The organism is Mesorhizobium waitakense, assembly GCF_056431085.1.
In genome coordinates this window covers 144,980-171,403 of sequence record NZ_JBWKME010000024.1, presented here as the reverse complement: position 1 = coordinate 171,403, position 26,424 = coordinate 144,980, and the positions used below count along the sequence as shown (strand labels likewise).

26 protein-coding genes are annotated in these 26,424 nt (G+C 62.4%); 16 read left to right on the top strand and 10 right to left on the bottom strand.

Features of this window, described 5'->3' with window-relative positions; genetic code table 11:
• The 6 genes from AC07FD_RS08825 to AC07FD_RS08800 form a co-directional block, all read left to right on the top strand.
• The coding region (locus tag AC07FD_RS08825; RefSeq protein ID WP_478349353.1) for a 2-oxo acid dehydrogenase subunit E2 at nt 1–121 on the top strand (121 nt) is incomplete at its 5' end.
• A gap of 254 nt (nt 122–375) precedes the next feature.
• Nucleotides 376–1,362, top strand: a complete 987-nt coding sequence (locus AC07FD_RS08820) for an ABC transporter substrate-binding protein (protein WP_478349529.1) — start codon at nt 376–378, stop codon at nt 1,360–1,362.
• A 72-nt stretch (nt 1,363–1,434) separates the two neighbouring features.
• Nucleotides 1,435–3,138 carry an ABC transporter permease gene (locus tag AC07FD_RS08815; protein ID WP_478349528.1) on the top strand — a complete coding sequence of 568 codons (1,704 nt, stop codon included), beginning with the start codon at nt 1,435–1,437 and terminating at the stop codon, nt 3,136–3,138.
• A complete protein-coding gene (locus tag AC07FD_RS08810; RefSeq protein WP_478349527.1) occupies nt 3,126–4,202 on the top strand; it encodes an ABC transporter ATP-binding protein in 1,077 nt (358 codons plus the stop codon). The genes AC07FD_RS08815 and AC07FD_RS08810 overlap by 13 nt, the downstream gene beginning before the upstream one ends.
• Complete coding sequence (locus AC07FD_RS08805; RefSeq protein WP_478349526.1) at nt 4,199–4,333, top strand: hypothetical protein; 135 nt, start codon at nt 4,199–4,201, stop codon at nt 4,331–4,333. Before AC07FD_RS08810 ends, AC07FD_RS08805 begins: the two co-directional genes overlap by 4 nt.
• Nucleotides 4,334–4,365: 32 nt before the next feature.
• The gene (locus AC07FD_RS08800; RefSeq protein ID WP_478349525.1) at nt 4,366–5,583 is read left to right on the top strand and encodes a DUF930 domain-containing protein; all 1,218 of its coding nucleotides are present in this window, start codon (nt 4,366–4,368) and stop codon (nt 5,581–5,583) included.
• On the opposite strand, the gene AC07FD_RS08795 is transcribed toward AC07FD_RS08800, so the two are convergent.
• Nucleotides 5,580–5,858, bottom strand: a complete 279-nt coding sequence (locus AC07FD_RS08795; RefSeq protein ID WP_478349524.1) for an HAD hydrolase-like protein — start codon at nt 5,856–5,858, stop codon at nt 5,580–5,582. The genes AC07FD_RS08800 and AC07FD_RS08795 overlap by 4 nt on opposite strands.
• Nucleotides 5,859–5,990: 132 nt before the next feature.
• On the opposite strand from AC07FD_RS08795, the gene AC07FD_RS08790 reads away from it, so the two are divergent.
• Nucleotides 5,991–7,154, top strand: a complete 1,164-nt coding sequence (locus tag AC07FD_RS08790) for a DUF930 domain-containing protein (RefSeq protein WP_478349523.1) — start codon at nt 5,991–5,993, stop codon at nt 7,152–7,154.
• A gap of 4 nt (nt 7,155–7,158) precedes the next feature.
• Here AC07FD_RS08790 and AC07FD_RS08785 read toward each other — a convergent pair whose 3' ends face one another.
• Together AC07FD_RS08785 and AC07FD_RS08780 are read right to left on the bottom strand one after the other, a co-directional pair.
• Complete coding sequence (locus AC07FD_RS08785) at nt 7,159–7,833, bottom strand: HAD family hydrolase (protein ID WP_478349522.1); 675 nt, start codon at nt 7,831–7,833, stop codon at nt 7,159–7,161.
• 109 nt (nt 7,834–7,942) lie between these two features.
• Nucleotides 7,943–8,584, bottom strand: coding sequence for a hypothetical protein (locus AC07FD_RS08780; RefSeq protein WP_478349521.1), 642 nt, complete (start codon nt 8,582–8,584; stop codon nt 7,943–7,945).
• Between the two features lie 193 nt (nt 8,585–8,777).
• Here AC07FD_RS08780 and AC07FD_RS08775 point away from each other — a divergent pair, with 193 nt between their 5' ends.
• The 5 genes from AC07FD_RS08775 (at nt 8,778) to ptsP (ending at nt 13,598) form a co-directional block, all read left to right on the top strand.
• Entirely contained in the window at nt 8,778–9,215 is a 438-nt protein-coding gene (locus AC07FD_RS08775; RefSeq protein ID WP_184875950.1) for a transcriptional regulator GutM, read from the top strand.
• Between the two features lie 56 nt (nt 9,216–9,271).
• Complete coding sequence (gene srlA, locus AC07FD_RS08770; RefSeq protein WP_013892733.1) at nt 9,272–10,033, top strand: PTS glucitol/sorbitol transporter subunit IIC; 762 nt, start codon at nt 9,272–9,274, stop codon at nt 10,031–10,033.
• 16 nt (nt 10,034–10,049) lie between these two features.
• Nucleotides 10,050–11,054, top strand: coding sequence for a PTS glucitol/sorbitol transporter subunit IIB (gene srlE, locus AC07FD_RS08765; protein WP_478349520.1), 1,005 nt, complete (start codon nt 10,050–10,052; stop codon nt 11,052–11,054).
• A 128-nt stretch (nt 11,055–11,182) separates the two neighbouring features.
• Nucleotides 11,183–11,563, top strand: a complete 381-nt coding sequence (locus tag AC07FD_RS08760; RefSeq protein ID WP_095089211.1) for a PTS glucitol/sorbitol transporter subunit IIA — start codon at nt 11,183–11,185, stop codon at nt 11,561–11,563.
• Between the two features lie 55 nt (nt 11,564–11,618).
• Nucleotides 11,619–13,598 carry a phosphoenolpyruvate--protein phosphotransferase gene (gene ptsP, locus AC07FD_RS08755; RefSeq protein ID WP_478349519.1) on the top strand — a complete coding sequence of 660 codons (1,980 nt, stop codon included), beginning with the start codon at nt 11,619–11,621 and terminating at the stop codon, nt 13,596–13,598.
• Nucleotides 13,599–13,613: 15 nt separating this feature from the next.
• Here ptsP and AC07FD_RS08750 read toward each other — a convergent pair whose 3' ends face one another.
• Entirely contained in the window at nt 13,614–14,411 is a 798-nt protein-coding gene (locus AC07FD_RS08750) for a hypothetical protein (protein WP_478349518.1), read from the bottom strand.
• A gap of 156 nt (nt 14,412–14,567) precedes the next feature.
• On the opposite strand from AC07FD_RS08750, the gene AC07FD_RS08745 reads away from it, so the two are divergent.
• Both AC07FD_RS08745 and AC07FD_RS08740 read left to right on the top strand, forming a co-directional pair.
• Nucleotides 14,568–15,590, top strand: a complete 1,023-nt coding sequence (locus AC07FD_RS08745) for a sugar-binding transcriptional regulator (RefSeq protein WP_478349517.1) — start codon at nt 14,568–14,570, stop codon at nt 15,588–15,590.
• A 103-nt stretch (nt 15,591–15,693) separates the two neighbouring features.
• A complete protein-coding gene (locus AC07FD_RS08740) occupies nt 15,694–16,047 on the top strand; it encodes a cupin domain-containing protein (RefSeq protein ID WP_478349516.1) in 354 nt (117 codons plus the stop codon).
• A gap of 97 nt (nt 16,048–16,144) precedes the next feature.
• On the opposite strand, the gene AC07FD_RS08735 is transcribed toward AC07FD_RS08740, so the two are convergent.
• Both AC07FD_RS08735 and AC07FD_RS08730 read right to left on the bottom strand, forming a co-directional pair.
• A complete protein-coding gene (locus AC07FD_RS08735) occupies nt 16,145–19,294 on the bottom strand; it encodes an efflux RND transporter permease subunit (RefSeq protein WP_478349515.1) in 3,150 nt (1,049 codons plus the stop codon).
• A complete protein-coding gene (locus tag AC07FD_RS08730; protein ID WP_478349514.1) occupies nt 19,291–20,454 on the bottom strand; it encodes an efflux RND transporter periplasmic adaptor subunit in 1,164 nt (387 codons plus the stop codon). Before AC07FD_RS08730 ends, AC07FD_RS08735 begins: the two co-directional genes overlap by 4 nt.
• A 63-nt stretch (nt 20,455–20,517) precedes the next feature.
• On the opposite strand from AC07FD_RS08730, the gene AC07FD_RS08725 reads away from it, so the two are divergent.
• A complete protein-coding gene (locus AC07FD_RS08725; protein ID WP_095089594.1) occupies nt 20,518–20,733 on the top strand; it encodes a cysteine rich repeat-containing protein in 216 nt (71 codons plus the stop codon).
• A gap of 396 nt (nt 20,734–21,129) precedes the next feature.
• Here AC07FD_RS08725 and AC07FD_RS08720 read toward each other — a convergent pair whose 3' ends face one another.
• From AC07FD_RS08720 to AC07FD_RS08710, 3 genes are all read right to left on the bottom strand, one after another.
• Nucleotides 21,130–22,059: a hypothetical protein gene (locus tag AC07FD_RS08720; protein WP_478349513.1), complete on the bottom strand. Its 930-nt coding sequence runs from the start codon at nt 22,057–22,059 to the stop codon at nt 21,130–21,132.
• Entirely contained in the window at nt 22,059–23,612 is a 1,554-nt protein-coding gene (locus AC07FD_RS08715) for a polysaccharide biosynthesis/export family protein (RefSeq protein WP_478349512.1), read from the bottom strand. The genes AC07FD_RS08720 and AC07FD_RS08715 overlap by 1 nt, the downstream gene beginning before the upstream one ends.
• 610 nt (nt 23,613–24,222) lie before the next feature.
• A complete protein-coding gene (locus AC07FD_RS08710) occupies nt 24,223–24,426 on the bottom strand; it encodes a hypothetical protein (protein ID WP_095089588.1) in 204 nt (67 codons plus the stop codon).
• A gap of 495 nt (nt 24,427–24,921) precedes the next feature.
• Between AC07FD_RS08710 and AC07FD_RS08705 the strand changes: the two genes are divergently transcribed.
• Entirely contained in the window at nt 24,922–25,089 is a 168-nt protein-coding gene (locus AC07FD_RS08705; RefSeq protein ID WP_167392245.1) for a hypothetical protein, read from the top strand.
• Nucleotides 25,090–25,667: 578 nt separating this feature from the next.
• Here AC07FD_RS08705 and AC07FD_RS08700 read toward each other — a convergent pair.
• Nucleotides 25,668–25,853 carry a hypothetical protein gene (locus AC07FD_RS08700; protein WP_478349511.1) on the bottom strand — a complete coding sequence of 62 codons (186 nt, stop codon included), beginning with the start codon at nt 25,851–25,853 and terminating at the stop codon, nt 25,668–25,670.
• Between the last annotated feature and the right edge of the window lie 571 nt (nt 25,854–26,424).

The window sequence follows — 26,424 nt, the reverse complement described above, 5'->3', positions numbered from 1 at the left end:
CGCCACCGTGATGTCGGTGACGCTGTCGACCGACCATCGCGCCGTTGATGGTGCGCTGGGGGCCGAATTGCTGGTTGCCTTCAAACGCCTGATCGAGAACCCGATGGGCATGCTGGTCTAGGGCCGGCCGACTCACCAAAGCACCTCGGGTGCCCCGAAGGATCGCAGCAGGTCCAGGTGCAGCCATAAGGCACGTGGAACACTGGTTCCGCGGGCCGGTATCGTTGTGCCGTGAGAGCATTTCGCCGGAAGCTGTCACCTGATTGGGCCGGGCATGGGCGCTGTCATCCACCAGTCATATGCGCCGTGCAGGGAGGGGAGACGGGAACCGGCCAAGGCGCCGGACCACTCATGCACAGACAGACAGGAGGTCTCATGAAGACGCTATTCATCAAGCTGCTGGCCAGCCAGCTTGCACTCGCGGCAACTTTGTTTGCCGGCGTGGCCGGTGCTGAAACGCTGACGCTCTACACATCCCAACCGGAAGCCGATGCGGCCAAGACCGTGGATGCCTTCGAGAAGGCGCAGCCCGGTATCGACGTGACCATCTATCGTTCGGGAACGAGTGACATCTTGACCAAGATGGCAGCCGAATTCGCTGCCGGCAGCCCGCAGCCCGACGTGCTTTTGATCGCCGACGCGATCAGCATGGAGCTGTTGAAGAAGGACGACCGGCTGCTGCCCTATCCCGAGGCAAAGCTGGACGGCATCGAGGCTGATGCCTATGACGCCGGCAAGACTTATTTCGGCAGCAAGCTGATCACCACCGGCATCGTCTACAACACTGCGGCGGCCGAAAAGCCTGCGCATTGGGCCGATCTCGCCAAGCCGGCCTATGCCGACGGCCTGGTCATGCCGAGCCCGCTCTATTCGGGTGCGGCCGCCTATCTGCTCTCCGGCTTCGTCGGCGACACCAATTATGGCTGGGATTTCTTCCAGAAGCTGAAGACCAACAACACTGTCAGTGTGCGCGGCAATGGCGCCGTGCTGAAGTCGGTGGCGAGCGGCGAGAAGCCCTATGGCATCCTGGTCGACTTCATGGCGATGAATGCCAAGAAGAAGGGCTCTCCGGTGGAGTTCGTGTTCCCTAGCGAAGGCGTGCCGGCGGTGACCGAACCGGTCGCCATTATGAAGACCGCCAAGAATGTTGACGGCGCCAAGAAGTTCGTCGACTTCATTCTTTCCGACGAAGGCCAGAAGTTGGCGCTGTCCATGGGTTATCTGCCGGCGCGCGCCTCGGTCGGCCGCCCCGAATGGATGCCGGAAGGCGTCAAGGTCAAGGTGATGCCGTTCGACACCAAGGCCATCGTGGCCGCCACCGACGCCGACAAGGCGAAGTTCTCGGAACTGTTCGGCGGCTGAGCCCGACAATCGCGGCGGGATGCCGTTGAAAGCGACATCCCGGACCGCTGACAGATCCCAGGAAACGCAATCATGTCGACACGGATCAGGGAAAGCCGGGGCCAGGAAATGGCCCTGACGGCGATGGTGACCGTCGTCATCGCCCTGCTTTCCTTGCTGCCGATGCTGCGCCTCATCAAGGAGATCGTGGCACCAGGCGGCACCTTGTCCGGCATGGCGATAGAAGCGGAATTGAGAAGTCCAGCGACCTGGATTGCGACCTGGCACACGCTGATCGTCGGCATCGGCGGCACCTTGCTTGCGGTGCTGTCGGGAACGCTGGTGGCTCTCCTCATCACGCTGACCGACATACGCGGCCGCAGTGCGCTGGTGCTCTGCTACGTCATGCCATTGATGATCGCACCGCAGGTGACCGCGCTCGCCTGGCTGCAACTGTTCGGTCCGGCAAGTCCGTTCCTCAAGCTGTTTGGCGCGGCACCGCCGCTCGGCACCAGAAATCCCCTCTATTCCACCTCGGGCATCATCCTGCTGCTCGGCGTGCAATACGGTCCGCTGGTCTTCCTGCTGGTGCGCGCCGGGCTGCGCAAGCTGCCGCGCGAACTGGTCGAGGCGGCGCGAGCCGGCGGCGCCGGCTGGTTCACCGTGCTGGTCACCGTCGTGCTGCCTTTGATGACGCCGTCGATCATGGCGGCCGCGGCACTTGCCTTCGTGTCCTGCGTCGGCAATTTCGGTATCCCTGCCTTTCTCGGCATTCCCGCCAATTATCTCGTGCTGCCGACGCTGATCTATCAGCGGCTGGCCGGCGGCGGCCCTGCGGTGCTCGGCGAAACCGCGTTCCTGTCAGTGTTGATCGGCATCATCGCCATGGGCGGCATTCTCGCGCAGGAGGTCATGAGCCGCCGCCGCGATTATCGCATCAGCTCGACGTTGCTGCCGACCGAGCCCTACGAGCTCGGCCGCTGGCGGCCTGCCGTCCAGGCCGGCATGTGGCTGCTGATCGTGGCGGTGCTGTTCCTGCCATTGCTCGGGCTGGTGCTGACATCGCTGGTGCCGGGCTACGGCATTGCTCTCACCGTCAGGACGGCAACGCTCGACAATTATCGTTTCGTGCTGTTCGAGCATGACGCGGCCAGCCGCGCCTTCTTCAACAGCTTCTGGCTGTCGATCGCGGCGGCCTTCTTCGCGGTTCTCGTCGCCGTGCCGATCGGCTACCTCATTGTCTGGAGCAAGCAGCGCTGGGTGCGACTGCTCAACCTGTCGGTCGAACTGCCCTATGCCTTGCCCGGCGTGGTGCTGGCAATCGCCTCGCTGCTCCTGTTCCTGCGGCCGATCCCGCTCACCGGTATCCAGCTCTACAACACCGTCTGGATCATCCTCTATGCCTACCTCGCCCGCTTCCTGGTGCTGGCGCTGCGGCCGACCATCAGCGGCTTTCACCAGATCGACCGGGCGCTGGAAGAAGCGGCCCAGGTGGCCGGTGCCGGGCTGTTCCTGCGTATGCGAACGATCATCTTTCCGCTGGTGGCGCCGGCGGCAATCGCCGGCGGCCTGCTGATCTTCATGACGGCGCTCAGCGAGCTCACTGTTTCGGCGCTGCTGTGGTCGTCGGGCTCGGAAACGATCGGCGTGGTGATGTTTTCCTTCGAGCAGGGTGGCGATTCCAACTACGCGGCGGCGATGTCCGTCATCACCGTGGCGGTCACCTTCGTGCTGATGCTGGCGACCAATCTGCTTGCCCTACACCTTCCAGGCGGAGTGCTGCCATGGCGCGATTGACCCTGGACCATGTGACCAAGAGTTTTGCCGACTTCGACGCGGTCAAGGGTGTATCGATCGATGTCGGCGACGGCGAGTTCCTGGCCGTGCTCGGCCCCTCCGGCTGCGGCAAGACGACGTTGCTGCGCCTCGTCGCCGGGTTCGAGAAGGTGACGTCAGGCGAGATCCGCATCGGCAATGAGGTCATGTCGGGCACGGGCGGCAGCGTCGCGCCGGAAAAGCGGCGCGTCGGCATCGTCTTCCAGAACTATGCGCTGTGGCCGCACATGACGGTCGCCGAGAACATCGGCTATTCGCTCAAGGTGGCAAAGCTCGACAAGGCGGCTGCGCGCCAGAAGGTCGAGGACGCGCTCGCCCTGGTCAATCTGCAGGGGCTGGGCGACCGCAGGCCGGCCAATCTCTCCGGTGGCCAGCGTCAGCGGGTGGCGCTGGCGCGCTGCCTTGTCGCCGCGCCGTCGCTGGTGCTGTTCGACGAGCCGCTCGCCAATCTGGACGTGCATCTGAGAGCCTCGATGGAGGATGAGTTCGCCGCCTTTCACAAGCGCACGGGCACCACCATCGTCTACATCACCCATGACCAGGCCGAAGCGATGGCGCTGGCCGACCGCATCGCGGTGATGGATCATGGACGCCTGGCGCAGTTGGCGACGCCGCGCCAGCTCTATCATGAGCCGGCAAATGAAATGGTGGCGTCCTTCATTTCGCAAGGTATCTTGCTTCCCGCCGATGTGCTGAGCCCAGAGCAGGCCGGTCACTGCAAGGTCCGGGTTCTCGGCACCGAGCTGGTCGTTCGCTGCCGGACGGGCGAGCGGCCTCGCGCCGGCGCAAAGATCTGCTGCCGGGCAGCCGATCTCGAGGTGGTACCGGACGGTCCCGGCTTCGATGGCCTCGTCAAGCGGGTGATCTACCAAGGTGGCTCGGCGCGCATCGAATTTGCCCCTTCCGCCAGCCCCGACCTCACCTTGCATTTCGAACAGCCCGATCCGGTGATGCTGGAGCGCGGCGCGCAGGCGCGTCTGCGGATACGATCCGGATGGCTCATCCCGGCGACGGGGGCGGCATGATGATGATGCTCGACCTGCTCGGCGACCGGGGGGAAAAGGCCGCACCGGTCTCGCCGGCAGCAGCTGCGCCGGGTATCGAAATCACCAACCTGTCAGCGGCTAGATTGCGCCAATACAGTGCCTGTGCTTGAAGCCGCCGCTATTTCATTCCACATCGGGCGCAATGAACGGCAAGATACGAGAGTGGTTTCGCAGTTGGCGATGGGCCTTGGCCGCATCGCTGATCCTGCATGCCTTGATCGCAGCGTTCTTGTTCTTTGGCGTGCCGAGATCCGAGCAGCAGCCGGATCAGCAGGAACAGCCCGTCAATGTCGCGATTGTGCCGCCGCCCGAGAAGCCTAAGCAGAAACCTGCTCCAAAGCCACCGGAGCCGACACCTGAAAAGAAGGCTGAGAAGCCGCCTGAACAAAAGCCGCCTCCGGAGCCCCCGAAACCGCCAGACGAGCATGTTCTGAAGCGCGTTTTCCAGTACGGCCAGAAAGATACGGGACCGGAGAAATCGCTCGACGGAAGCAGCGCTAAACCCAACACGCCATCACCGGCCAAGGATGAGGCGGCGAAGCCGCCTATAACACCGACACCCGCGCCGACACAGCCCGCCCCGGCTGCAACGCCACAGCAGAAGGCAGAGCCCAGCAAGCCTGACGAGAAGCCGGCCACCGTTGCGCCGGACGAAAAGCCCGCGCAAGGCGAGGAAACGCGGGAGGCCGCCGCGCCGGACGCCAAACCTGCGCAAAACGAGGAGGAGCAGGCGACCGAGGACGCTGACAGACAGCAGGCGGACAAACAGGAGCTCGCACCGCAACCCGCCGAAAAGCAAGCGGTTGTGACGCCAAAGCCATTGGCGGCTGAGACTGGTGGTAAGCCAGCCCCTCCAGCCTTAACTGGAAAGGCAAAGCCCAAACCTGCCAAGACGTTGACGTTCAAACCCGCAAGAGCCTTCAAAGCGCCGATCGGGAATGCTGGAAGGTCAAATCCCACCAACAACGATGTTGCAGGATCGCCAATCTATTCCGGCCTTCCGGGCGTCAGAAAGCTTTACTCGCAGGGGGCAACCGGCAATGCCTTCGCCACAAGCTCCATGGAGAATGTGCCGCGCGGTCAGCGCGTGGCCACCCTTTGCGGCAATGTTCTGAGCCAGGAACTGCAAAGTGCCGACTATTCGGTCAAATGGGTGCCAACCATTACGCTGGACAAAGGCAATGTTCTCAACCCTACTCAAGCGGCCTTCAGCACTAGAAGCACTTGGTACGATCTAAACTTCCGATGTGAAGTCGACGCCGATGCGACGAGGGTCCTATCTTTCAACTTCCGTGTGGGGTCATTAGTCCCGCCTGGCGAATGGGCCAGCCGTGGATTCACTAAGTATCCGCTAAATTAGACCGGCACGCCAAGCCCGGACAATTGCCGGCTAATTTCTTGCCAGTCCGCGCAGACGAAATCGGCACCAGCCGCCGTCAGCCGGGCGGCATGCTTGGCACAGGTGTGACCGCCGCCAGTGTAGCCAATCGCCGTCAGGCCGGCGGCAACCGCGCCCTGGGTGCCGAAGGACGAATCCTCGATGACGATGCAGTCGGCCGGATCGGCACCCATCCTGGCGGCGGCGAACTGGCTGATCTCCGGTCTTGATGGATCGGATCGTGGGTAGCCGCTCATTGAGCCGCCCCAGCGCCTTGGCCGGGCTGCCCTGGGTGTGGTGATCCAAATCGACAACCTATCAGCGGCTAAATTGCGCCAATACAGTGGCTGTGCTTGAAGCCGCCGCTTTTTCATTCCACATCGGAAGGAATGAAGGACGAGACAGGAGACCGGCGCCGGAATTTGTTGTGGGCCTTGCCCGCATCGCTGATCCTGCACGCGCTCGTCGCAGCGCTCGTGGTCTACAACGTGCCTAGGCCTCCCCAACAGCCGCAGGAGGAGCAGGCGGTCAATGTCGCGCTCGTGCCTCCGCCCGAGCAACCAAAACCGAAGCCTGCTCCGGTACCGCCTCCGAAGCCACCGGAACCGGAGGTTGAAAAACCGCCGGAACCGAAAGCAGAAAAACCACCTGCGCCGGAAAAGCCCTCGAAAGTCGAGGTCCTGAAGCCTGTTTTCCAGTTTGGCGACAAGGATACCGGCCCCAGGAAATCCCTGGATGGGGCCAGCGCTCAAGACACCTCGCCTTCGCCGGCCAAGGAGGACGATTCGAAGCCGCCTGTCGTGCCGAAGCCTGCAGAGAACCAATCCACCACGCCGGCGGTCGCCGAGGGGCGGCCAGATTCAACCAAAGTCGGCGAGAAGCCGGTGGACGCTGCGAAGGACGCCGAGCCCGAACAGGCCAAACAGGCAGCTTCGACCCAGGATATGGATAGACAGCAGGCGGACAAAGAAGAGGCGGGAGCGAACGAACCCGACAAGCAGACAGAAGCGGCGCCACCACCTTTGGCTGCCGACGGCGACGGTGAGATCGAGCTTCCCACGTCAACAGAAGCGCCGAAGCCCAGACCCGCAAATGCGCCGAAGCCTGGCCCTGCGAAGGTCTCCCAGTCCCGAAGCGAGAGCGCCGGGAGGCCAAATTCCACGGATAACGCCGCTAGTGCTTCGCGGGCTTATTCGGGCCTTCCGGGGGTTCACAGGCTCTACTCGCAGGGCGCTACCGGCGATGCGCTGGCTACGAGCGCGATGGGTGGGGTGCCTCGCGAGAAGCGTATTGCCCAACTTTGCGCCAGCGCGTTGCAGCAGCAACTGGTGGACGCCTCTTATTTCCCCGACCTGATCCCAAGTGTCCCGCTGAAGGTGGGCAATGTCCTTGACGCCCCGGATGTCGCTTTCCGCGCAACGACGAAATGGTACCATCTGGGCTTCCGGTGCCAGGTCGACACCGATGCGACGAGGGTCTTGTCCTTCACCTTCCGCGTCGGACCGGCGATCCCGCCCAGCGAATGGGTCCGCCTTGGACTGCCTGTTCGCTGATAGGCTAGGCCGGCACACCGAGCCCGGCCAGTTGCCGGCTAACTTCTTGCCAATCGCTGCAGATGAAATTGGCACCTGCCGCTGTCAGTCGCGCGCCGTGCTCCGCATAGGTATGGCCGCCACCGGTGTAGCCGATCGCCGTCATGCCTGCGGCGACCGCGCCCTCTATCCCGAAGGGCGAATCCTCGATGACGATGCAGTCTGCCGGCTTGGCGCCCATCTTGTCGGCGGCAAACAGGAAGATATCAGGCGCGGGCTTGCCTCGCTTGACCATCGAGGAACTGTAGATCGCATCGCCGAAAAACCGCGCCAGTTCGGTCACAGTCAGGCTGTGGTTTATGCGCTCGACGGAGGATGACGAGGCGACACAGCGGTCGCCGGCAAGCGTCTCCAGAAACGCTGTGATGCCGGGGGTCGGCTTCAACTCCTGCGAAAACAGGATCTTGGTCTCGGCCCAGATGTCGCCGTCCGCCGCCGCCGGAAACTGGTGACCGGTCAAATCCCTGATCTTGGCGATGATGTCGGACTGCTTCATGCCGATGCATTGGGCGATGATACCGCCGTGAACCCCAGGCATGCCATGCTTGTCATAGACGCGTTCATAGGCGCGGGCGGCCAGAGGTTCGCTGTCGACAAGAACGCCGTCGCAATCGAAAATGATATGCCTTGATCGCGCCACGCGCTTTTCTCCCGAGTCGATATCGCACATCGCTATCGGCAAAAAGTCAGATGTTCAAGGGCGGGGCTTTGACAGCCACCTCGCCTGGAGGCGCGAAACCGGCGGTCAATCAAAGCCGGCGCATGGCATCGCTGGCACGCGCGGATCCGAGTGCCCGTTGCATGGCCTGCCGGGACTGCGCGCGATCGGGCGTGATCCAGTTCGGTTCGGCGCCGAGAAAGCGGTCGAGGAAAGCCACTGCGTAGGCCGGCATCTCGGTCACGTTCTCGCGATAGGACCACCATGTGCGCAGGTCGTCGGCGCATTTGTCGATGCTCGGCGCACTGCCGAATTCCTGCTCGTGAATCGCCGAGATCACCGAGACGCAGTAGTTGGTGTAGAGGAACCCTTCCGGCCAGAAGCGGATGATTTCCAGCGTGCCGGCATTCGAATCCGTTTCAATCAGCTGGCTGAGGCCGGAGATTTCCCTTGCCGGCGCCTGCCTGATCAGTTCGCGCAAAACGAGGCCAGCGGCAAAGACGATGAAGTCGGCGCGGTCGACCGCGGCGAAGCCTTTCTGCGCCTCCATGACCTCGACCCAGTCGAGAAACGCGCGGGTGAGCTTGGCCTCATCGATTTCAAAGCGCACGCCGAACGTGTCCGACACCACCTTGGCACTGCCGCGGAAGGTGGCGCGGAACCAGCGCAACTGCCGCAACCTGTGGCGAAGGTCGGGCATCAGCGCCAGTTCGTCCCTGAAGGGCAGATCCATGTTTCTCGTATCCTGTTCCCGGTGAGGCTAGCACAACGGCGCCGCCGCCGAAATCGGTTGACGGCCTGTGGATGACCACAGTGGAGGCCAGTATCATACATATTGACATTCGCGGAAACAAATGTTCTCACTTTGCTGTTGTCACGCGTCGATCCAAGGTGCGGTTCAACATAGGCTTCGGGAGGAGAACCGAATGGCGATTTGGCAGTGGGGACTGCTTCTGCTGGTTATTGTGTGGGCGCTGCAGTCGCTCGGCGTCTGGCTGCAGATGCGGCACTATTCGGATGTCTTCAGGGGCGTCACCGACCAGTACAAGGATGGCTTCGTCGGAGCCGGCAATTTTCGCGGTCGATTGGCCAAGGGCACCATCGCTCTGGTCGTGGTGACGCCTGACCTGGTCGTGCGCCGCCTGATGGTGATGAGCGGCCGTTCCGTGTTCACCAAGTTCAAGAGACATGAAGAATTCGAGGGCGTTCCCCTCGATCGAGTCCGGTCCAACCCTGCAATTATGGGGGAGGGGGAACCCGGTGTGGCCGAGGCCGTGAAGCGGGCGATCGAACAGATCGACAAGACACGGTCGGAGCCGGGGAAGAAGCCGGGTCTGTCCGGTTTGAACGTAGCAAGGGCTTAGAGAGAGGACGCCGCGCACCGACTGGGATCAACCGGCGGGCGGCATAAGGAGGAGAAATGTCTGTATTTTCGTTGTTGGCGCAGCATGCCGACATGGCCGTGCACAATCTGCATGTCGCAGGTGCCATGGTCTCGGATGCTGCATTGCATGGCAAGCTCGCGGTAGAGCATGCCTCCGACCATCTCGTTGTCCTCGCACAGGCGGACAGCGGACCGATCACCGTCGATCAGTTCAAGGAAAAGCTGAAGGAAGTCCAGCAGGAAGAGCAACTCGGCTGGCTGACCGCCATCGGCAAGTACTTCATCGGCATCTTCCAGAAGGGCGGCGAGGTGTTCGCCGGCTTCGTCACCGGCATCATTCCGACACTGGTGGTGCTGATGACCGCCTTCTACGCAGTCACCGAACTGGTCGGCGAAGAGCGCGTGCACGGCCTGGCGCGCGGCGCCGGCAGGATCGCGCTGACGCGCTACACGCTGCTGCCGCTGCTGGCGGTGTTCTTCCTCACCAATCCGATGGCCTATACGTTCGGATCGTTCCTGGAAGAGAAGCACAAGCCCGCCTTCTATGACGCGGCAGTGTCCTATGTGCACCCGCCGCTCGGCCTGTTCCCGCACATCAATCCCGGCGAGTATTTCGTCTGGGGCGGTATTCTCGTCGCGCTGCTGGAACTGGAGAAGAAGGGCGCCGTCGTCGCCGGCTACCACGTCAAGGTGGCGATCTGGTACGCCATCGTCGGCCTCGTCGTCATCCTGCTCAAGGGCATGCTGACCGAACGCATCACCGCCATCATGGCACGCCGCCAGGGCGTCGAGCTTTAAGGGCGGGGAGGACATCATGGCCAAGACATACAAAGCCGTAAGGATTTCCCGGGGCAACACCGGTTGGGGTGGGCCGCTGGTGATCGAGCCGACCGAGCAGCGCAGCAAGGTTGTCTCCGTGACCGGTGGTGGCATTCACCCGGTGGCGAAACTGATCGCTGAGATGACCGGCGCCGAAGCCGTCGACGGGTTCAAGGCGCCGCCGATCGAAAGCGAGATGGCGGTTGTCGTCGTCGATTGCGGTGGTACCGCACGGTGCGGCGTCTATCCGCGCAAGCGCATCCCGACCGTCAATCTGACGCCGGTCGGCCAGTCTGGGCCGCTTGCACAGTTCATCACCGAGGACATCTACGTTTCGGGCGTGAAGCCGGCCAACATCACGATGGCGGACGGATCCGAAGCGGTCACCACTGCAGGGGGAGCAGCATCGATGAATCCAGGCAACAACAACGCGGCCACGGCGCCGCAACCGCTGCCGAGCGAAGGTGGTGTGATCGGCCTGATCAGCTCGATCGGCCGCGTCATGGGCCGTGTCGTCGGCATCTTCTTCAATGCCGGCCGCCGCACCATCGACCAGGTCGTGCGCAACGTGCTGCCGTTCATGGCCTTCGTGACCATGCTCATCGGTCTGATCCTCTACACCGGCATCGGCGATGTGCTGGCGCAGCCGATGGGTCCGTTGGCCAACAACATAGTCGGCCTGCTGATCATCTCGGCGATCTGCGGCCTGCCGTTCCTGTCGCCCATCCTCGGGCCAGGCGCGGTCATCGCACAGGTCATCGGCGTTGCAATCATCGGTCCGCAGATCGCCAACGGCACGATTTCGCCGGCAATGGCACTGCCGGCGCTGTTTGCCTACAATACCCAGGTGGGCTGCGACTTCGTTCCTGTCGGCCTGGCGCTCGGTGAGGCCAAACCGAAGACGATCGAGATCGGTGTTCCGGCGGTGCTCATCAGCCGCCAGATCATGGGCCCGGTCTCGGTGCTGATCGCCTGGATCGTCAGCCTGATCGTGTTCTGAAACAGTTCCAGGAAAAGTGTGAGACGGTTTTCCGTCCGGAATTCCGCCAAACAAAGGGATAGAGCGGTTCGCCGTTTTCGTGAAACAGTGAATCGCTCTTAGAGAAGTTAGGAAATGAGGTTCGCCATATGACGGTTCTGTTGAGAACACGGGTCACTGCCATCGGACCCGAAGTGGCGGATCTTGCCGAAGGGGGCGTGGTCATCCTGTTTGCGGATGGCTCGCCGCCGGAGCTTGCCGAGGTTTCCGTGCTCCACAAGACGGAGCACGGACCCAGCGACGGTGCGCCTCAAAAGGGCGCGTCGATCACCCTTGGCCCGGTTGCCGCGACCATTACTGCGGTCGGTTCCAGCGCCTGGAGCAAGGTGCTGGAAATGGGCCATGTCGTCATCTCGTTCAACGGCGCTGCCGAGGCCGAGCGGCCGGGCGAGATCTGCGCCTCGCAGGTCGATGCGCAAGCGCTCGTGGCTGCGCTCACGACCGGCGCGATCATCACCATCGCCGCCTGACAGCATTCGCGTCGCCGCCGATGTTGGCGGTGGTGCCCAGGACCAGAGTATTGCCATGGAACGCTCGACCATCGTCAGAGTGCATGAAGGTTTGCACGCCCGTCCCGCGACGCGGTTCGTCAAGCTCGCCAAGGGTTTCGAATCGGATGTCGAACTGGTCAAGGACGGCAAGGCGGTCAGCGCCAAGAGCTCGGTCAAGCTGATGCTGCTGGCGGTCAAGGAAAACCAGGAAGTCACCGTGCGGGCGAACGGCGCCGACGCCATCGAGGCCATCGAGGCGTTGATCGGCTATCTCGAAAATCCCAAGGCGGGCCTTGACGACGAGGACTCGCCGCCGGCTGGCAATACAGGTCAGGACGCCGCTGCCGCGTTAGACTCTGTGCCTGCTGTTGCCGACGCAACCACCGGGTTACGCGGCGTGGCCGCAAGCGAAGGTGTCGCCATCGGGCCGGCCTTCGCGCATTTCCCGCCTGATATCGCCGGACAAGGCCGCAGGTTGCAGGCCGAGGAGATCGCCGGCGAGATCGACAGGTTCCGCGCCGCCGTCGCTGCGGTCCAGGCGCGCATGGACCGGGCACTGGCGCAGGACAGTCTGTCGGCTGGAGACCGTGGCATCATCGCTGCGCTCAGGGACATCGCTGCCGACGACAGCCTGACCGGCGAAGCGGAGGGCCTGATCAAGGGCGGCAACGATGCGGTTTCAGCCGTCATCACCGCCGCCTCCACCATCGCCGCCGATTTCAGCGCGGTCGAGGATCACTATCTCAACGCAAGGGCGGATGATGTCCATGCGGTCGGGCGGCAGATCTGCCTCGTGCTGCTCGGGCAGGACGACATCAGCCTCGAAACCATCGCCGAAGGCGCTGTCCTCATCGCTGACGACATCGGCGCCTGGGATCTCGCGCGCGCGCCGCTGAAGCGCATCGGCGGGGTGGTGTGCGGCCATGGCGGCGCCACCTCACACATCGCCATCATCGCCCGCTCGCACGGCATTCCAGCGGTGCTCGGCCTCGGCGACCAGATCAATGCCTTGCGCACGGCGCGCGAAGTGGCCCTCGATGGCAACAGCGGCCGCGTGATCGTCGATCCCGACGCGGCGACCCGCGCCGAATTCGCCGGCCGTGTCGAAGCGGCGGCGCAGGAACGCGCCGGACTGACCATCTTCAAGACGGTGACGCCGAAGCTGGCCGATGGCAAGGTGATCGAGGTCGCGGCCAATATCGGCTCGCTGGAGGAAATCGAAGCGGCGCAGGAGGCCGGCGCGATGGGCGTCGGCCTGTTCCGCACCGAGCTTCTGTTCATGCGCCATATGCACCTTCCCTCGGAAGACATGCAGGCCGAGACCTATGCGGCGCTGGCCAAGGCCTTCGCACCGTACCCGGTCATCGTGCGCACGCTCGACATCGGCGGCGACAAGCCGATCGCCGGCATCGAATTTCCCGAAGAGGAAAACCCCTTTCTGGGCTGGCGCGGCATCCGCATGTGCCTCGACCGGCCCGACATCTTCAAGCGCCAGCTCAGGGCGCTGCTGCGGGCGGCCGTGCACGGCAACGTCAAGGTGATGCTGCCGATGGTGGCCGACATCGGCGAGGTCAGGCAGACGCGGGTTCTGGTCGCGGAATGCGCGACCGAGCTGAAAGCCGAAGGCGTGCCGCATGCGGCGTTTGATCTCGGCGTGATGATCGAGACCCCTGCGGCCGTGCTGATTGCCCCGGCGCTTGCCAGGGAGGTGGCGTTCTTCTCGATCGGCACCAACGACCTGACCCAGTACATCATGGCCGCCGACCGGCTGAACCCGACGGTGGCCAAGCTCAACGATGTCACCAATCCGGCCGTCATGTCGGCGATCGAAATGACGGCCAAAGCCGGCGTCGCCGCCGGCATCATGGTCGGCATGTGCGGCGAAGCGGCCGGCCGCCCCGATCTCATTGCAACATTCATCAAAATGGGGTTTACCGAGCTCTCGATGAGCCCAGCCTCGATCCAGCGTGCCAAGAAGGCGATCATGGCCATGGCGGCCGAAGGTGCCGCCTAGCCGAGTTCTGGGCCGCTACGGCAAATGGGCAAGCAAGGTGGCGAAGACGGGTGTCAGTTCGTCGACCGGGCTCGCCTTGGCGCAGGCCTGAACGATGCGGTCTTGGCGGATATCGGCTGCCAGGATCGCAATCTCCAGCATATCCGGTTCCGGCAAGCCTTCCCTGCCGGTGGTTGCCAGGCCACAGGCCAGAACGAGCGGCGCCAGGCAGCTGATGTCGAGCGTCCGGTCCCCGATCACCGACGTCTCCGGCGTTTCGGCAAAGTGGACGGGGCGCTGGTTGAGACACTCGACCAGCAGCGCCGAACAGGTGGCCGCGATCGCCGGAAGCCCAGCACCTGGCGCGACCAAGGCGGCCAGCAGATCGCCATGCCGCTTGCGCATCGTGGCATGGACGGCGGCGAAATCGGCTTCGTGAATGCGGGCATTGTCGATGTTCAGGCCGGCCAGCACCGCCTTGGTCAGATAGTACATGTCGCGCCGGAACAGGCGCTCCGCGCTCAACTGGCGATCTTCGTTCCCGGCCGGGAAATAAGTGGCGAGGCCTTTTACGGTGGTGCCGTCGACCTTGATCGGGCGCTCATGCGGGACAAAGGATTCGGCGATCGACAGCGCTTCGTCGAAGGCACTTGCGGCATGGCTGAGCAGACCTTCGATGCCTTTGCCTGGAAATGGCGGCAGATGGCTGGTTGCTTCGCGCACGACACTGGCGTCGCCGCTACCGTCATGGCGGCTTTGGCGAATGATTTCACGGACTTCCCGCAACCGGTCTTTCAGATTGACGCGGACATCTTCGGAGATTTGTCGGAGCATTGCCAATCGCCTCGAATTGCTGCGGATGGTCGCCAACAGAAGGCAGCCGCCACTTCTAGATTGTTCCTATCGATTGGTAGATCAATAGGCGATACTAGACCAGCATGCAGAATCGGCGACGGCGCGCTCGTCCATCGCCGTGGGGGAGGGACGAATTTGGGCAGGCGACGACAGAGCGAAACCGACGATCGTCGAGGTGGAAGCGAGACGCCCGAGCAGGTCGCCAGCGAAAGCCGGACGGATCGCCTCAGGATTCGCGCCGCCTGGATGTATTTCGTCGAGCAGATGACGCAGAACGAGATCGCCGACGTGCTTGGCGTCGGCCGCGTCACCATCGTGCGCATGCTGGCGGACGCCCGCTCGCGCAACGAGGTGAAGATCAGCATCGAAAGCGAATTGTCGGAAATCGTGCGGCTGGAGCGGGCGCTGGAAAAGACCTTCGGGCTGCAGCAGGCGCTGGTGGCGCCGCTTTCCGCCCCCAATGCCGACCCGACCCCGGCGATCAGCGCCAAGACTGGCAGCTTCCTGTCCGACACGATGAAGTCCGGCATGCGCGTCGGCGTCGGCTGGGGCAGGACGCTGTTCTTAAGCCTGCCCTTCATCAGCGCCAAGTCGCTCACCGACTTCAAGGTCATTTCGCTGCTCGGCGGTGTCGGCGTCGTGCGTCGATTCAACCCGGCCGAGTTCGCCTGGCGCTTCGCCCAAATCTTCCAGGGCGACGGCTATCTGATCCCGACGCCGGCTGTCGTCGACAGCGTCGAGACCAAGATCGCACTGGTCGAGCGCTGCGGCCTGCAGGAGGTTTTTGAAATGGCCAACGTGCTCGATGCCGTTCTGCTGAGCGTCGGCGGCATCGCCTCGGCCACCACCTTCTCTCGCGGCGGCTTTCTCAAGGAAGCGGATCGGGAGGCTCTGCTTGCGCGTGGCGCCGTTGGCGACCTTCTGTTCCATTTCTTCGACCGCAATGGCGATCTGGTCGACCATCCCGTCAACAGCCACGTGATGTCGGTGGATGTCGACCGGCTGCGCAAGGCGCCGATCCGTATCCTGACCTCCGGCGGCGAGGAGAAGATCGAAGCCTTGCTTGGCGCCATGACCCTGATCGCACCGACGATCCTGATCACCGACGAGGAAAGCGCCCGGCGCATGCTCGAGGCGCATGCGGCGCACGCTTCATAGTGATGTCGGCCGGATGTTGCCGGCCGGTTGCCGGCGTCAGGAGCATCCGCTATCTGACCGTCCAGGCAACTGACGCCTGAGCCAATCAAACGGAGCCTGAGCCATGACACGCGAGACAATCCTCAAATTCGGCGCTGTCGAAAAGGCCGACGCCGGCGATCTGGCCGGATGGATCGTGGTCGAAGGCAAACCGACCATGCAAACCGCCGTCCAGCACACGACCGAGGACGGCAAGGTGATCTCGGGTACATGGCGGGCGACGCCAGGCACCTATCACGCGACCTACACCGACTACGAGTTCGTGCACATGATCGCGGGCCGCATCATCATCACTCCCGATGGCGGCGCAGCGGTCGAGGTGGGCCCCGGCGACGCTTTCGTGGTGGAAGCCGATTTCAAGGGAACCTGGAAGATCATCGAACCGGTGACGAAGCATTTTGTCGTCAGGGTCGGCTGAGCCCATTCGCATAGGCCATTGATGGTCGACGTCCCTGGCATATCCAGTGCGAGCGACGACAGGCATGCCGGCCCGCCATCCAGCTTTGATTGTATCGTTACTTGACGAGCGTTGGGGTGGCCTCGCTCTTCTTCGTGCGTCCGGAGCGTCGTTCCTCCAATCGTTGCAGGATGACGAAAAAGGATGGCACAAAAAGAATGGCCAGGCAGGTCGAAGCGAGCATGCCGGAAAAGACCGTGATGCCGATCGACTTTCGCGCGCTCGCACCGGCGCCGGTGGCGAACACCAGCGGCGCCACGCCGAGGATGAAGGCAAACGATGTCATTAGAATGGGCCGGAAGCGGGCACGGGCGGCTTCGATCGCCGATACGACGATAGGCGTGCCGGCAGCCCGCAGTTCGCGTGCGACCTCGACGATCAGAATCGCATTCTTGGCTGACAGCGCTATGAGCAGAATGAGGCCGATCTGGACATAGAGATTGTTGTCGATGCCAAGGCCATTGAGCACCAAGACCGGCCCCACCAGAGACAGCGGCGCGGCGAGCAGGATTGAGATCGGAGCGAGCCAGCTCTCATATTGGCCGGCAAGGACCAGGTAGACAAGCAGCAGCGCCATTCCGAACACCAGGTAAACCTGATTGGTAACGAGCTTCTCTTGGAAAGACAGCGCAGTCCAATCGAAGCCCGTACCGGGCGGAAGGCTATCCGCGGCAATCTCCTCCATCAGCTTGATCGAATCGCCCGACGAAAAGCCTGCGGCGGGCACGCCTACGATCGACGCGGCGGGATAGAGATTGTACAGGCTGATCAGCGATGGACCGACGCTGGGTTCAATCGTCAACACGGTTCCGAGCGGGATCATGTCTCCGTTGTTGTTGCGGACGGTAAGGCGGCCGATCTCCTCCGGCGTCAACCGAAACTGGGCGTCAGCCTGCACATAAATCTGGAAGACACGCCCGAACTTGTTGAACTGGCTCACGTAGCTGGAGCCGAGATAACCGGCGAGCGTCTGGAATACCTGGTCCGTGGTCAGGCCGAGGGCCTGCACCTTGTCGCGGTCGATCTCGGCCTTGTACTGCGGGACGTTGGCGCGGAACGATGATGAGACGCGCTGGATGCCCGACTGTGTCTCGGCCTTGTTGACGATCGCACTGACGGAGCCTTGCAGCTTCGAGAGGTCGAAACTGCCGTCGCGGAGTTCGACTTGCAGCGTGAAGCCGGCGGCGTTGCCGATGCCCTGGATTGGTGGCGGAGGAAGCACCAGCACAACGCCGTCGGCCATGCCCGACAGATTCTTGTTGAGAGTGGCGTAGAGCGAAGCCAGGTCTTCGCTCTTGCCGCGCAGATCCCAGTCCTTGAGAATGATGTAAGCGACGCCTGCGTTGGCCAGCGTCGAATTGTTGTCGAGGGCTGAAAGCCCGGCGATCGTGACCACCGTCTCCACCCCAGGTGTAGCCTTGGCGATCTTCGAAACCTGCTGCAGCGTTTCCTGGGTGCGACCAAGCGAGGCGCCGTCAGGCAACTGAACCGCCGCGAGCAGATAACCCTGGTCTTCGATTGGGATGAAACCGGTGGCGACGCGCGACATGCCGTAGCCGGCCGCGCCGATGATCATGAGTGCGACCACACCCGTTACGGCGCTATGACGCACCATCCCTCCGATCAACCGGACGTAGGCATTCTCGGCACGCTGGTAGACCGCATTGAAGCCGCGCGCGAAGACGTTGCGCTGTTCCGGTGGTACGGGACGCCTAAGCCATGTCGCGCATTGCGTTGGCTTCAATGTCGCGGCGTTGACGGCGCTGATCAGCGCGGTCGCCGCGATCACCAGCGCGAATTGCGCGTACATCCGGCCCGTAAGGCCGGGAAGGAAGGCCGCCGGCAGGAACACCGCCAGCAGCACCAACGTGATGCCGATGATCGGCGCGAACAATGTCTTCATGGCGGCAATGGCGGCGTCATGGCTCGACATGCCACGTTCCATGTTGTGGGCGGCTCCCTCGACCACGACTATGGCGTCATCGACGACGATGCCGATGGCGAGCACGATGGCGAACAAGGTGGAAAGGTTGACTGAGAAGCCGAGCGCCGCCATCGCCGCGAACGCGCCAATGATGGTGACCGGTACGGTCGTCGCCGGAACCAGCATCGCCCGCCAATCCTGCAGGAAGACGAGAATGACGATCAAAACCAGCACCGCCGCCTCAAACAGCGTCTTGTAGACCTCGTTGATCGCCTGGCTGACGAAATTCGTCGTGTTGAACGGTATCGCGTAAACTATGCCTTGCGGGAAGGCACGCGCCAGTTCTTCCATCCTGGACGCGACCCTCTTGGCCACATCGAGCGCGTTCGCGCCGGGTGCCAGGAAGATGGCCATGCCGGCGGCCTGCTGGCCGTCGAGGTTGAAGAACTGTCCGTAGGTCTGCGCACCGAGTTCAACCCGCCCGACATCGCGAACACGCGTCATATCGCCATTGGCGCCTGTCTTGACCACAACGGCCCCGAACTGGTCGGGATCGTCAAGGCGGCTGGACACTTCGATCGAATATTGGAAGGACTGGGTGTCCGGCGCCGGCGGGGCGCCGATCTGACCTGCTGTGACCTGTTCGCTCTGCTGTTGAAGTGCCTGAACGACATCTTGCGTGGTCAAGCCGCGCGCCAGCATCTTTTCGGGATCGAGCCAGACGCGCATGGAATATTGACCAGCGCCGAATACGCTGACATTGCCGACGCCAGGCAATCGCGAGATTTCGTCCTTAAGGCTGATAGTCGCGTAGTTGCTGAGATAGAGGCTGCCATATTTGCCGTCAGGCGAAGTCAACGTCACGATCTCGAGGATGGAGGTCGACTTCTTCTGCACGTTGACGCCCTGCACCTGCACTGATTGGGGCAGCCCGGCCATGGCGGCAGAGACCCGGTTCTGAACAAGCACCTGGGCCAGGTCCAGATCTGTACCGATGGCAAAAGTGACGGTCAGGTTGTAGCTGCCGTCCGAGGCAGCGAAGGACTGCATGTAGAGCATGTTCTCGACGCCATTGACTTGCTGCTCGATCGGCAGAGCTACGGTGTCGATGACCGTGCGCGCGCTGGCGCCCGGATAACGGGTGGTTACCGAAACGGTCGGTGGAACCACATCGGGATACTGCGCTACCGGCAACGCAAAGAGCGAGACGACGCCAACGACGACGATAAGGACGGCAATGACATTCGCCAAAACGGGTCGTTCGATGAAGAATTTGGAGATCATTGGCCAGCACCATTGGCCGGAGTTTGCTGGAGGGTCTTCACCGTGGGTTCGATCTTCTGGCCGGGCAGGGCCGTCAGCAAGCCAGATATGACGACGCGGTCTTCCGCTGTCAGGCCGGAGGTAATGACGCGCAACTCGCCGACCAGTTGGCCAATCTCGACGCCGCGTTGCTCGATTGTGTCGTCCTTTCCGGCGACAAGCACATAGCGGCCGCTCTGGTCGCTGCTGATTGCACGATCCGGTACCAGCAGCATGTCCGGCTGCTCGCCGAGCGGGATGCCCAGTCGGACGAAATAACCGGGCAGCAGCGCTTTGTCCTTGTTTTCCAAAACGGCGCGAACCAGTAGCGTGCCCGTCGAGGAAGATACCTGCGGCGCCGCATAGTCGAGCGTTCCTTTGTGCGGATATCCAGTCTCGGTCTGTAGGCCGACATCCACCGGTATCTTCTTGAGATTCTGCATTGTCAGACCACGCCTGGCCATTTCAGCCCGGATCCGCTGCACGTCCTGCTCACTGACATTGAAATTGATGTATATCGGATCCATCTGGACGATCGTTGCGAGGTCGGAAGTGCTGGCAGTGCCTACGAACTGGCCGACCGATACCTGGCGGGCGGTGACGATGCCGTCGAATGGTGCCTTGACTTCGGTGTAGCTCAGGTTGAGCTGGGCCTGCTTGACGTCAACGGCGTTCTGCTGCTGCTTGGCCACGTCGACCGCAGCGGCAGCGGCAGCCTGGTCCAACGTGGACGCCGAAATTACCTTCTGCGCGAGCAAATCCTGTTGCCGCTTCAGATCGGCGCTGGACTGTTTGACTGAGGCATCTGCCGAAGTCTGTCCAGCCTGGGCCTGTTCAAGTGCCAACTGGTAAGGTTCAGGCTCGATAAGGAACAGTCGGCTGCCCGCTTTGACGCTGTCGCCGTCCTTGTAGTCTATTTCCTGTATGAAGCCCGCTACCCGGGCAACCAATGGCGTCGAATTGACGGCGGCCGTGTTCCCCGTCGCATTGAGATAGGGCGTTACCGTCTGCTTAAGCGGCAGCGCCACGTCAACCTTGGGCGGGGGCGGCGGAACATAGGCATTTTGCTTGTTGCAAGCTGAAAGCAATGCCGTCGCCGTAAGCAAGGTTACGGCCAGCGCAATGCGCGATACCAAAAGCATTTGACCCCCCTCAACACTTCACGGTATTTTGATTGAATGTTAGCCATTTTGGAGGGGTTTGTCATGCGAATTGCCTTGAGCGTGGTTTTCCTAGCCGTTCAGATGCTTGCGGCTCAGGCGCAGACAGCGGCCGAACGTGAGGCTTGCCAAGCGAACTTCGAAAAGTTCTGCAAAGGCGTGGAGCCAGGCGGCGGCCGCGTCATTCAATGTCTGACGGAGCATTTCAGCGAGCTGACTCCGGAATGCCAGAAGGTCGTCAAGGCGAATACACCTGGTTAGGATCGCGCAGTGCTCTCCGCCAAGCTGTCAGGGTCGGCTGAGGCCGGAGCTGCGCATGTATCAATGCCACATCCCCGAGCATGAGCAACTCGGCATGATGGGCATTGTCGACGTGTAGGCATAGGGCGAGGTGGCGGCGCTCTATGGCGCGCTTTTCATCAGCGCGTTCCTCGCTGCAACCATCCTGGCGGTCTCGTCGGAAGTGGGGCTCGCCGGCCTGGGCGTCTCGGGTCGCAGTGATCCGGCGCTGCTCGTCGCGGTCGCCACGATCGGCAACACGCTCGGCCATGGTGACCTGGATTCTGGGGCGTGGCATCAACTCGTACCGGCGCTTTGGCGAATGGATGCGGCCCTTTGTCTGGCAGTGAGACGTCGGATACCGCCAGATTCATCAGCCTATGTCACCGCGACGACCTTGCCCGCCGCGTCGAGGCGACATCCGACCCGCGCCTGTCGAACTTCGATGCCGCCTTGTCTTGCATAGTCTATGCGCACCTCGATCGGTGCGGTGAGGGCACCGCGACGGTGCCAGCGCAGGGTACCTGCGCTGGCTGCGTGCACACGCACGGCACCAAGTGGCTTCGCAGCCGACATGATCGCCTGACGGCAGACGCGAACCACGGCGGGCGGTGTGCCAGGTATCGCCTTTAACGGCACCGGGAGCGACCGCGTGGGATAACCTGTGGTGTTCGACCAGAACGTGTCGCGACCACTTTTGGACGGCCAGAGGCTGCGTGGCAGGGCGACTGCGTGTCGCACGCCCCTGGTCACGACTATGGCGGCCGCCTTCTTGCCGACACCGACACTTGCTGGCCCTGCGGTAGCCCCCGCCGCCGCGCTCGCTCGACCACTTGCCGTGCTGCCCGGAGCGGCGCCAGCACCGGCGGATTCGTCTCGCGCACTGGGGCTTGCCGAAAGGCCGCCTACGCCGCCGAGATTGGTACCGGTTCCAACGTTGGCGCCAAGCGATCCCTTGCTCGTGCCGACCGAGCCTCCAACATTTACTCCCCCGATTCCGTCGACGCTCGCGTCGACACCGACGGAGGCGCCGTTCGAACCGACGCCTACACCGGCGCCGACACCAATGCCACCGACGTTGCCTCCAACGCCCGCCGATCCCTTGCTCGGGCCGACCGACCCTCCAACGTTTGCTCCTCCGACGCCGTCGACGCTCGCGCCAACACCGACGGAGGTGCCGTTCGAGCCAACGCCCACACTGGCGCCGACCCCGATACCACCGACTTTGCCTCCAAGGCCACCAGCAAGAGCCGAAGGAGGCCCGATCGCAACTGCGATCGCCAATACGGCAACTGGATACTTGCGCATCACCATAATCCTTGTGCCGTGCGCAATGGCGCCCGCGTCGGGAGCAACACGGCGGGAAGGCTAATCGTCGTCAGCCGAACAGGTTGCGGCGGCTTGCGGACCGCCACTTTGCGGATTTCTCGCCCCTCGGGCTCATGGGCCGATCTAGCCCGTTTCCCTGCGAGTGCACTGGTGCGTTGGCCTGCGCGATCACCGGCAGGCGCTTTGGGAGCGGGCTCGATGCTCTGATCGCGAGGCGTATTGCGAGCTTTCAGGATGTCGGTTTCGTTGCGCGCCGCAACGAGGTCGCGGGTCAGGCCAACGGCCTTTTCGCGCTGTTGCTCCAAAGCAGCAGCGAGCCGGGCGACTTCCTCTTTTGCCGCGTCGCGATCCTGGCGAGCAGCATCGAGATCGCGCTCGAGAGCATCTGCTCTCCCACGTTCCAATGCGAGCGCTTCGCCGGCTCGCTTTGCAGCGGCCTCAGCAACCTGGCGGTCCTGAATAGCTGCCATTTGTGCAGCCGCAGCCAGTTTTCCGCTTGCCTCAAGAGCATCGAGAGATTGGTGCGTCGCGGCAAGATCGCGTTCGAGGCGTTCAATCGTCTGCCGCCCCTCGCCAAGCGCGCGTCTCGCTCCAGACAGGGAAGCTTCCGCAGCCTGGTGCGCGCCGAGTGCGGCGGCCTTTTCGCGGATCGTGAGAGCGGCTTTGACTTGCAAGCTTTCGACTTCGCGCTGCGCCAGACCCTGCGCGAGCCGTTCGGCTTTTTGCTTCTGGTCTTCAAGGGCTTGTCCCTGAAGAGTCGTCGCCTCTGCGACCGCACGCGCACGCACGCCTGCGTCGGCTGTGACGCGCCGCATGTCATCAAGTTCGTCTCGCGCCGCGTCCAGTTCGCTGCGAAGAACCCGCTCGACCCTGTCTGCAGACTGACGATCTTCAGACGCCTGCTGGCGAGCCGCCTCAAGCTCCTCGCGAACGGCCGATAGTTCCTGCAGTGACGCATCCGTCTTGGATCGTTCCCCTCCTAGCCCGGTCGCGGCAGCCTCCACCAATGGGCGAGAACCGCTCACGTCTGGCGGCGCCCCAGCCGGGTGCCCCTCGGCTTTGGCGCCGCCCGAAGACGCTGCCGATTGCGTGCGCTGCACGGTCATGACGGGACGGGTGTCGAAACCACTTCTGGCCTGTAAGCGATCGGTAATCAGCCTTGCCAATTCACTCTCACGCAGACCCGCAGCCGGAACGTGCCCAATGCCCGGAAGATCCAGCGTCCCGGTTGCACCGATCGTAAAAGCACCGTTGAGCTCCACGCCCTCCGTGATGCCGCCACGCAAGGCATCCCACCCCGAGACCTTTAGCTCGACAGTGTCTTGAGGGGCGAGCCTGTCGTCAGTCTCCGATTGGCTCTTTGCTGGGGCGCCAAATAGCAGAATCAGGCAGAACGGGATAAGGCTTATCGCAGCGCCGCGTGACCTCTTGCGGGAGTTATCAAACAACGCCGCCACGGCCGAGAATCGTCGGATACCACCGGAGAGTGCAGGGCTGTGGCAATCCGCGTTGGATGTCTGGACATGATCCATGACTGGACCTCCATGACTCTCACCGACCACGCGCCGCCCAAAGATCACGACGCGCAGACAAAGCTCACGGCGTGAGCCTACCAAAGTCGATCAGCAGTGGTGAGTACCAAATAGAGCGTAAGCTGCATCGCCCAATTGAGTAAGCGGCGCATCTGTACCAGGTTCGGCAGCCAACTGCTCTGCGATCCGACCTTCGATATCGCGTTCAACGACCACTGCATTCGCCAAAGACACCAGGGAAGGCCCCCTCTATTTGCTCGTCACGGTATTTCGGCGGGCGATACCGTCGGCGTAGGCGCGGCCCGAGGATGTTGCCATCATCGAGGCGGCACTGAAATGGCTCGCGCGAAACCCACGAATGAACTCAGCCGCTGCGCGAGCCACTCCCTGTGGGTTGCGCCCGAATACGCACGCTCTGTCTCGGCTCCTTGAGAGCGCCAATCAGTCTACCGGTTGGTTGGCTTATGCGGATTTGTAGGCTCTTATCGCAGAGATAGCTGCGACTCGCGGCGTCGCCTTGGTGATGGACGGGAGGTCTGGCCAATTCGCGCCCTGGTGAACGCCAACCCCGCTTTCGGCCCGAGGCGGTAGTGTCGCAGTGCTGGCAGGCCTATTGAGCCCTCTGTTTCTTGGCTTGTGCGGCGATAGCGCAGAGGAAGGCCAATGCGGCAGCGTCGCATGCCGTCCGCGACGGCCCTTTGGCGAAAAGCATGGCATCCGCAATTGGGATCGTTAGGCCGTACTTTTGGGCGAAAGAGGTGATTTCGTACGGCTGATCGTCAGATGGATGGCGGATGTCGAATTCGAAACCCATGCCTACTTCCTCCCAGTTCACGACCTTCCACTCCTTGGCTGGATGCAAAAATTAAACTACCGATGCATCGCGCGAGTCCAGCAATTGGAAATTGTGTAAAACGATACATTTTGCGGTCGCGCCAACATCTCGTTGTGGCCGTCCGCCGGCCACTCCCGCTTTCGCTCCGTTCGCAGTCTTCCCGGCTTGCCAGCGCAATCGAGATCAGGGTGCGCCAGCACCGGGATCATTGCGCTCGAACACCCGCTCCGTGACGATGTCGTGGCTGCATTTCGCCGTCATCAGGCGGAAAGCCGGTCGTTTTTTTGCGCGAGGCCCGCACACCGCGAGAGCGGGCCTTTAGGGCCGGCGAAACAAGGACTTCAGTCTTAATTGCGCGACATCTAATATAATATAGACTTATCAGCGCGGGGGATTTTCCCGCTATTACAGTGGCCGGTGCGGCGCGCTTCACCCAAGCATCCACCGCACCGGCCATTTCCGAAGGCCGGAAGGATGACCGACAAGCCGGTGCCGACCTATGTTGTGAGCGTGTTCGAGAAACCTCACTGGCGCACAGTCCTGTCAACGAAGGACAAGGAGAAGGCCTTCGCTTTGGCCAAGGAAATCGGGGACAAGGTGCGAATTGAAGAGATTGCGCCGAAGGTCAAGAAGGGACGCTGACGGTCTACCCAAGGCCATCCTGATGGAAGCCCGAAACCCGATCGATGAAAAGCCCGCCACGGGAGCGACCCGCGGCGGGCTTTCGGAGTGGCTACATCCCTAAGGAATCGACCGCTTGTAGTTGTATTGTGTACTGCATGATCGCGTTAGCCTATGGTGTGATCGCGGAAGCCTTGGGCTTAAGCGTTCCCGCGTCCAATGTCGCGCGGACCTGCCGATAGTGTTTGGAACCCACCGGTAGCCGCTAGCAACGTGACGTGACGTGATCCCGCCAGCGGGCGCTACAGCAAGGTCGCCGGGCTGCCCTTCAGGCTGTCGCCGACCTATTCGTGCCATCCACCAGGGCGACGTGATGAAGCCGCTCGAGGAAATAATCGGTCTCAACGGTCGCCTTCAGCAACCGCTTGACGCGCTCCGGACCGCGCCTGCGTCCCGCTAGAAGAAACAGTGCCTCTTACGTGGAGTGAACCTTGCGTAGCCTTTCAACGGATCCACCTGACGAACCGGACGATCACTTCCTCGGCGATGAGCATGGCCATGACGACGATAATCAGCGGCACCACCCCGTGCAGCATGCCCTAGAAGCGAACCCTATCCCCGAACACGAAGGTAATCGCCTCCAGGATCACGAACTTGGATAGGAACAGCACCACCCATGCGCCGAAGAATCGCATGAACTTCATGAAGGCGCCTTGCCTTGCCTTGAAGAACACGGCGACCTGATGCTCGATGGCGATCGTCGCCTTCAGAAGGGCTTGCAACAAGGATGGCGGCGAGCAAAGACACGCTAAAGGAGCGACCGTGACGCTGTCCGAAAACTCATCGAACAGGTTTAGGACCACAAGGTCGATCAAAGATATAGCGGGTGATCAACCGCTGACGGTCAGTCGGCATTTCGGCCGTGGCAGGCAGAAAGCCGTGGATCTTGTCAGCCATGATGCCCCCCCTGAAAACACTCCTCGAAACGTGCCCTAACCGCATGGTGGGCCTCAATAGAGGCATGTCTGGGAGGAACACGCGTGCGCTTGGCTGCAGGGCCATGAGGCAATCCCAGCGTGGGTGCGGCAAGCCACAGAACTGGCTTGACGGAACATTAGAGGTCGCTAACAGTTGGTGGTTGCGGCAGGTGATGTCTCACCCACATCCTGCCGAAGATCGGGACTCCATCGCCTGGTCGGCCCGCGCTCTCCGCCAGAGGCGCGGGTTTTGACTGATCAGGGGGAGAGATGACTTATGAGCCGGCCACAAGCTACATCGCGAGCCAGGCGTGGCAGGTGTTGATCTAAGGCCGCATTGCGCCACTAGCGGGCATTCCGACTGCATGAGTTGCCGTAC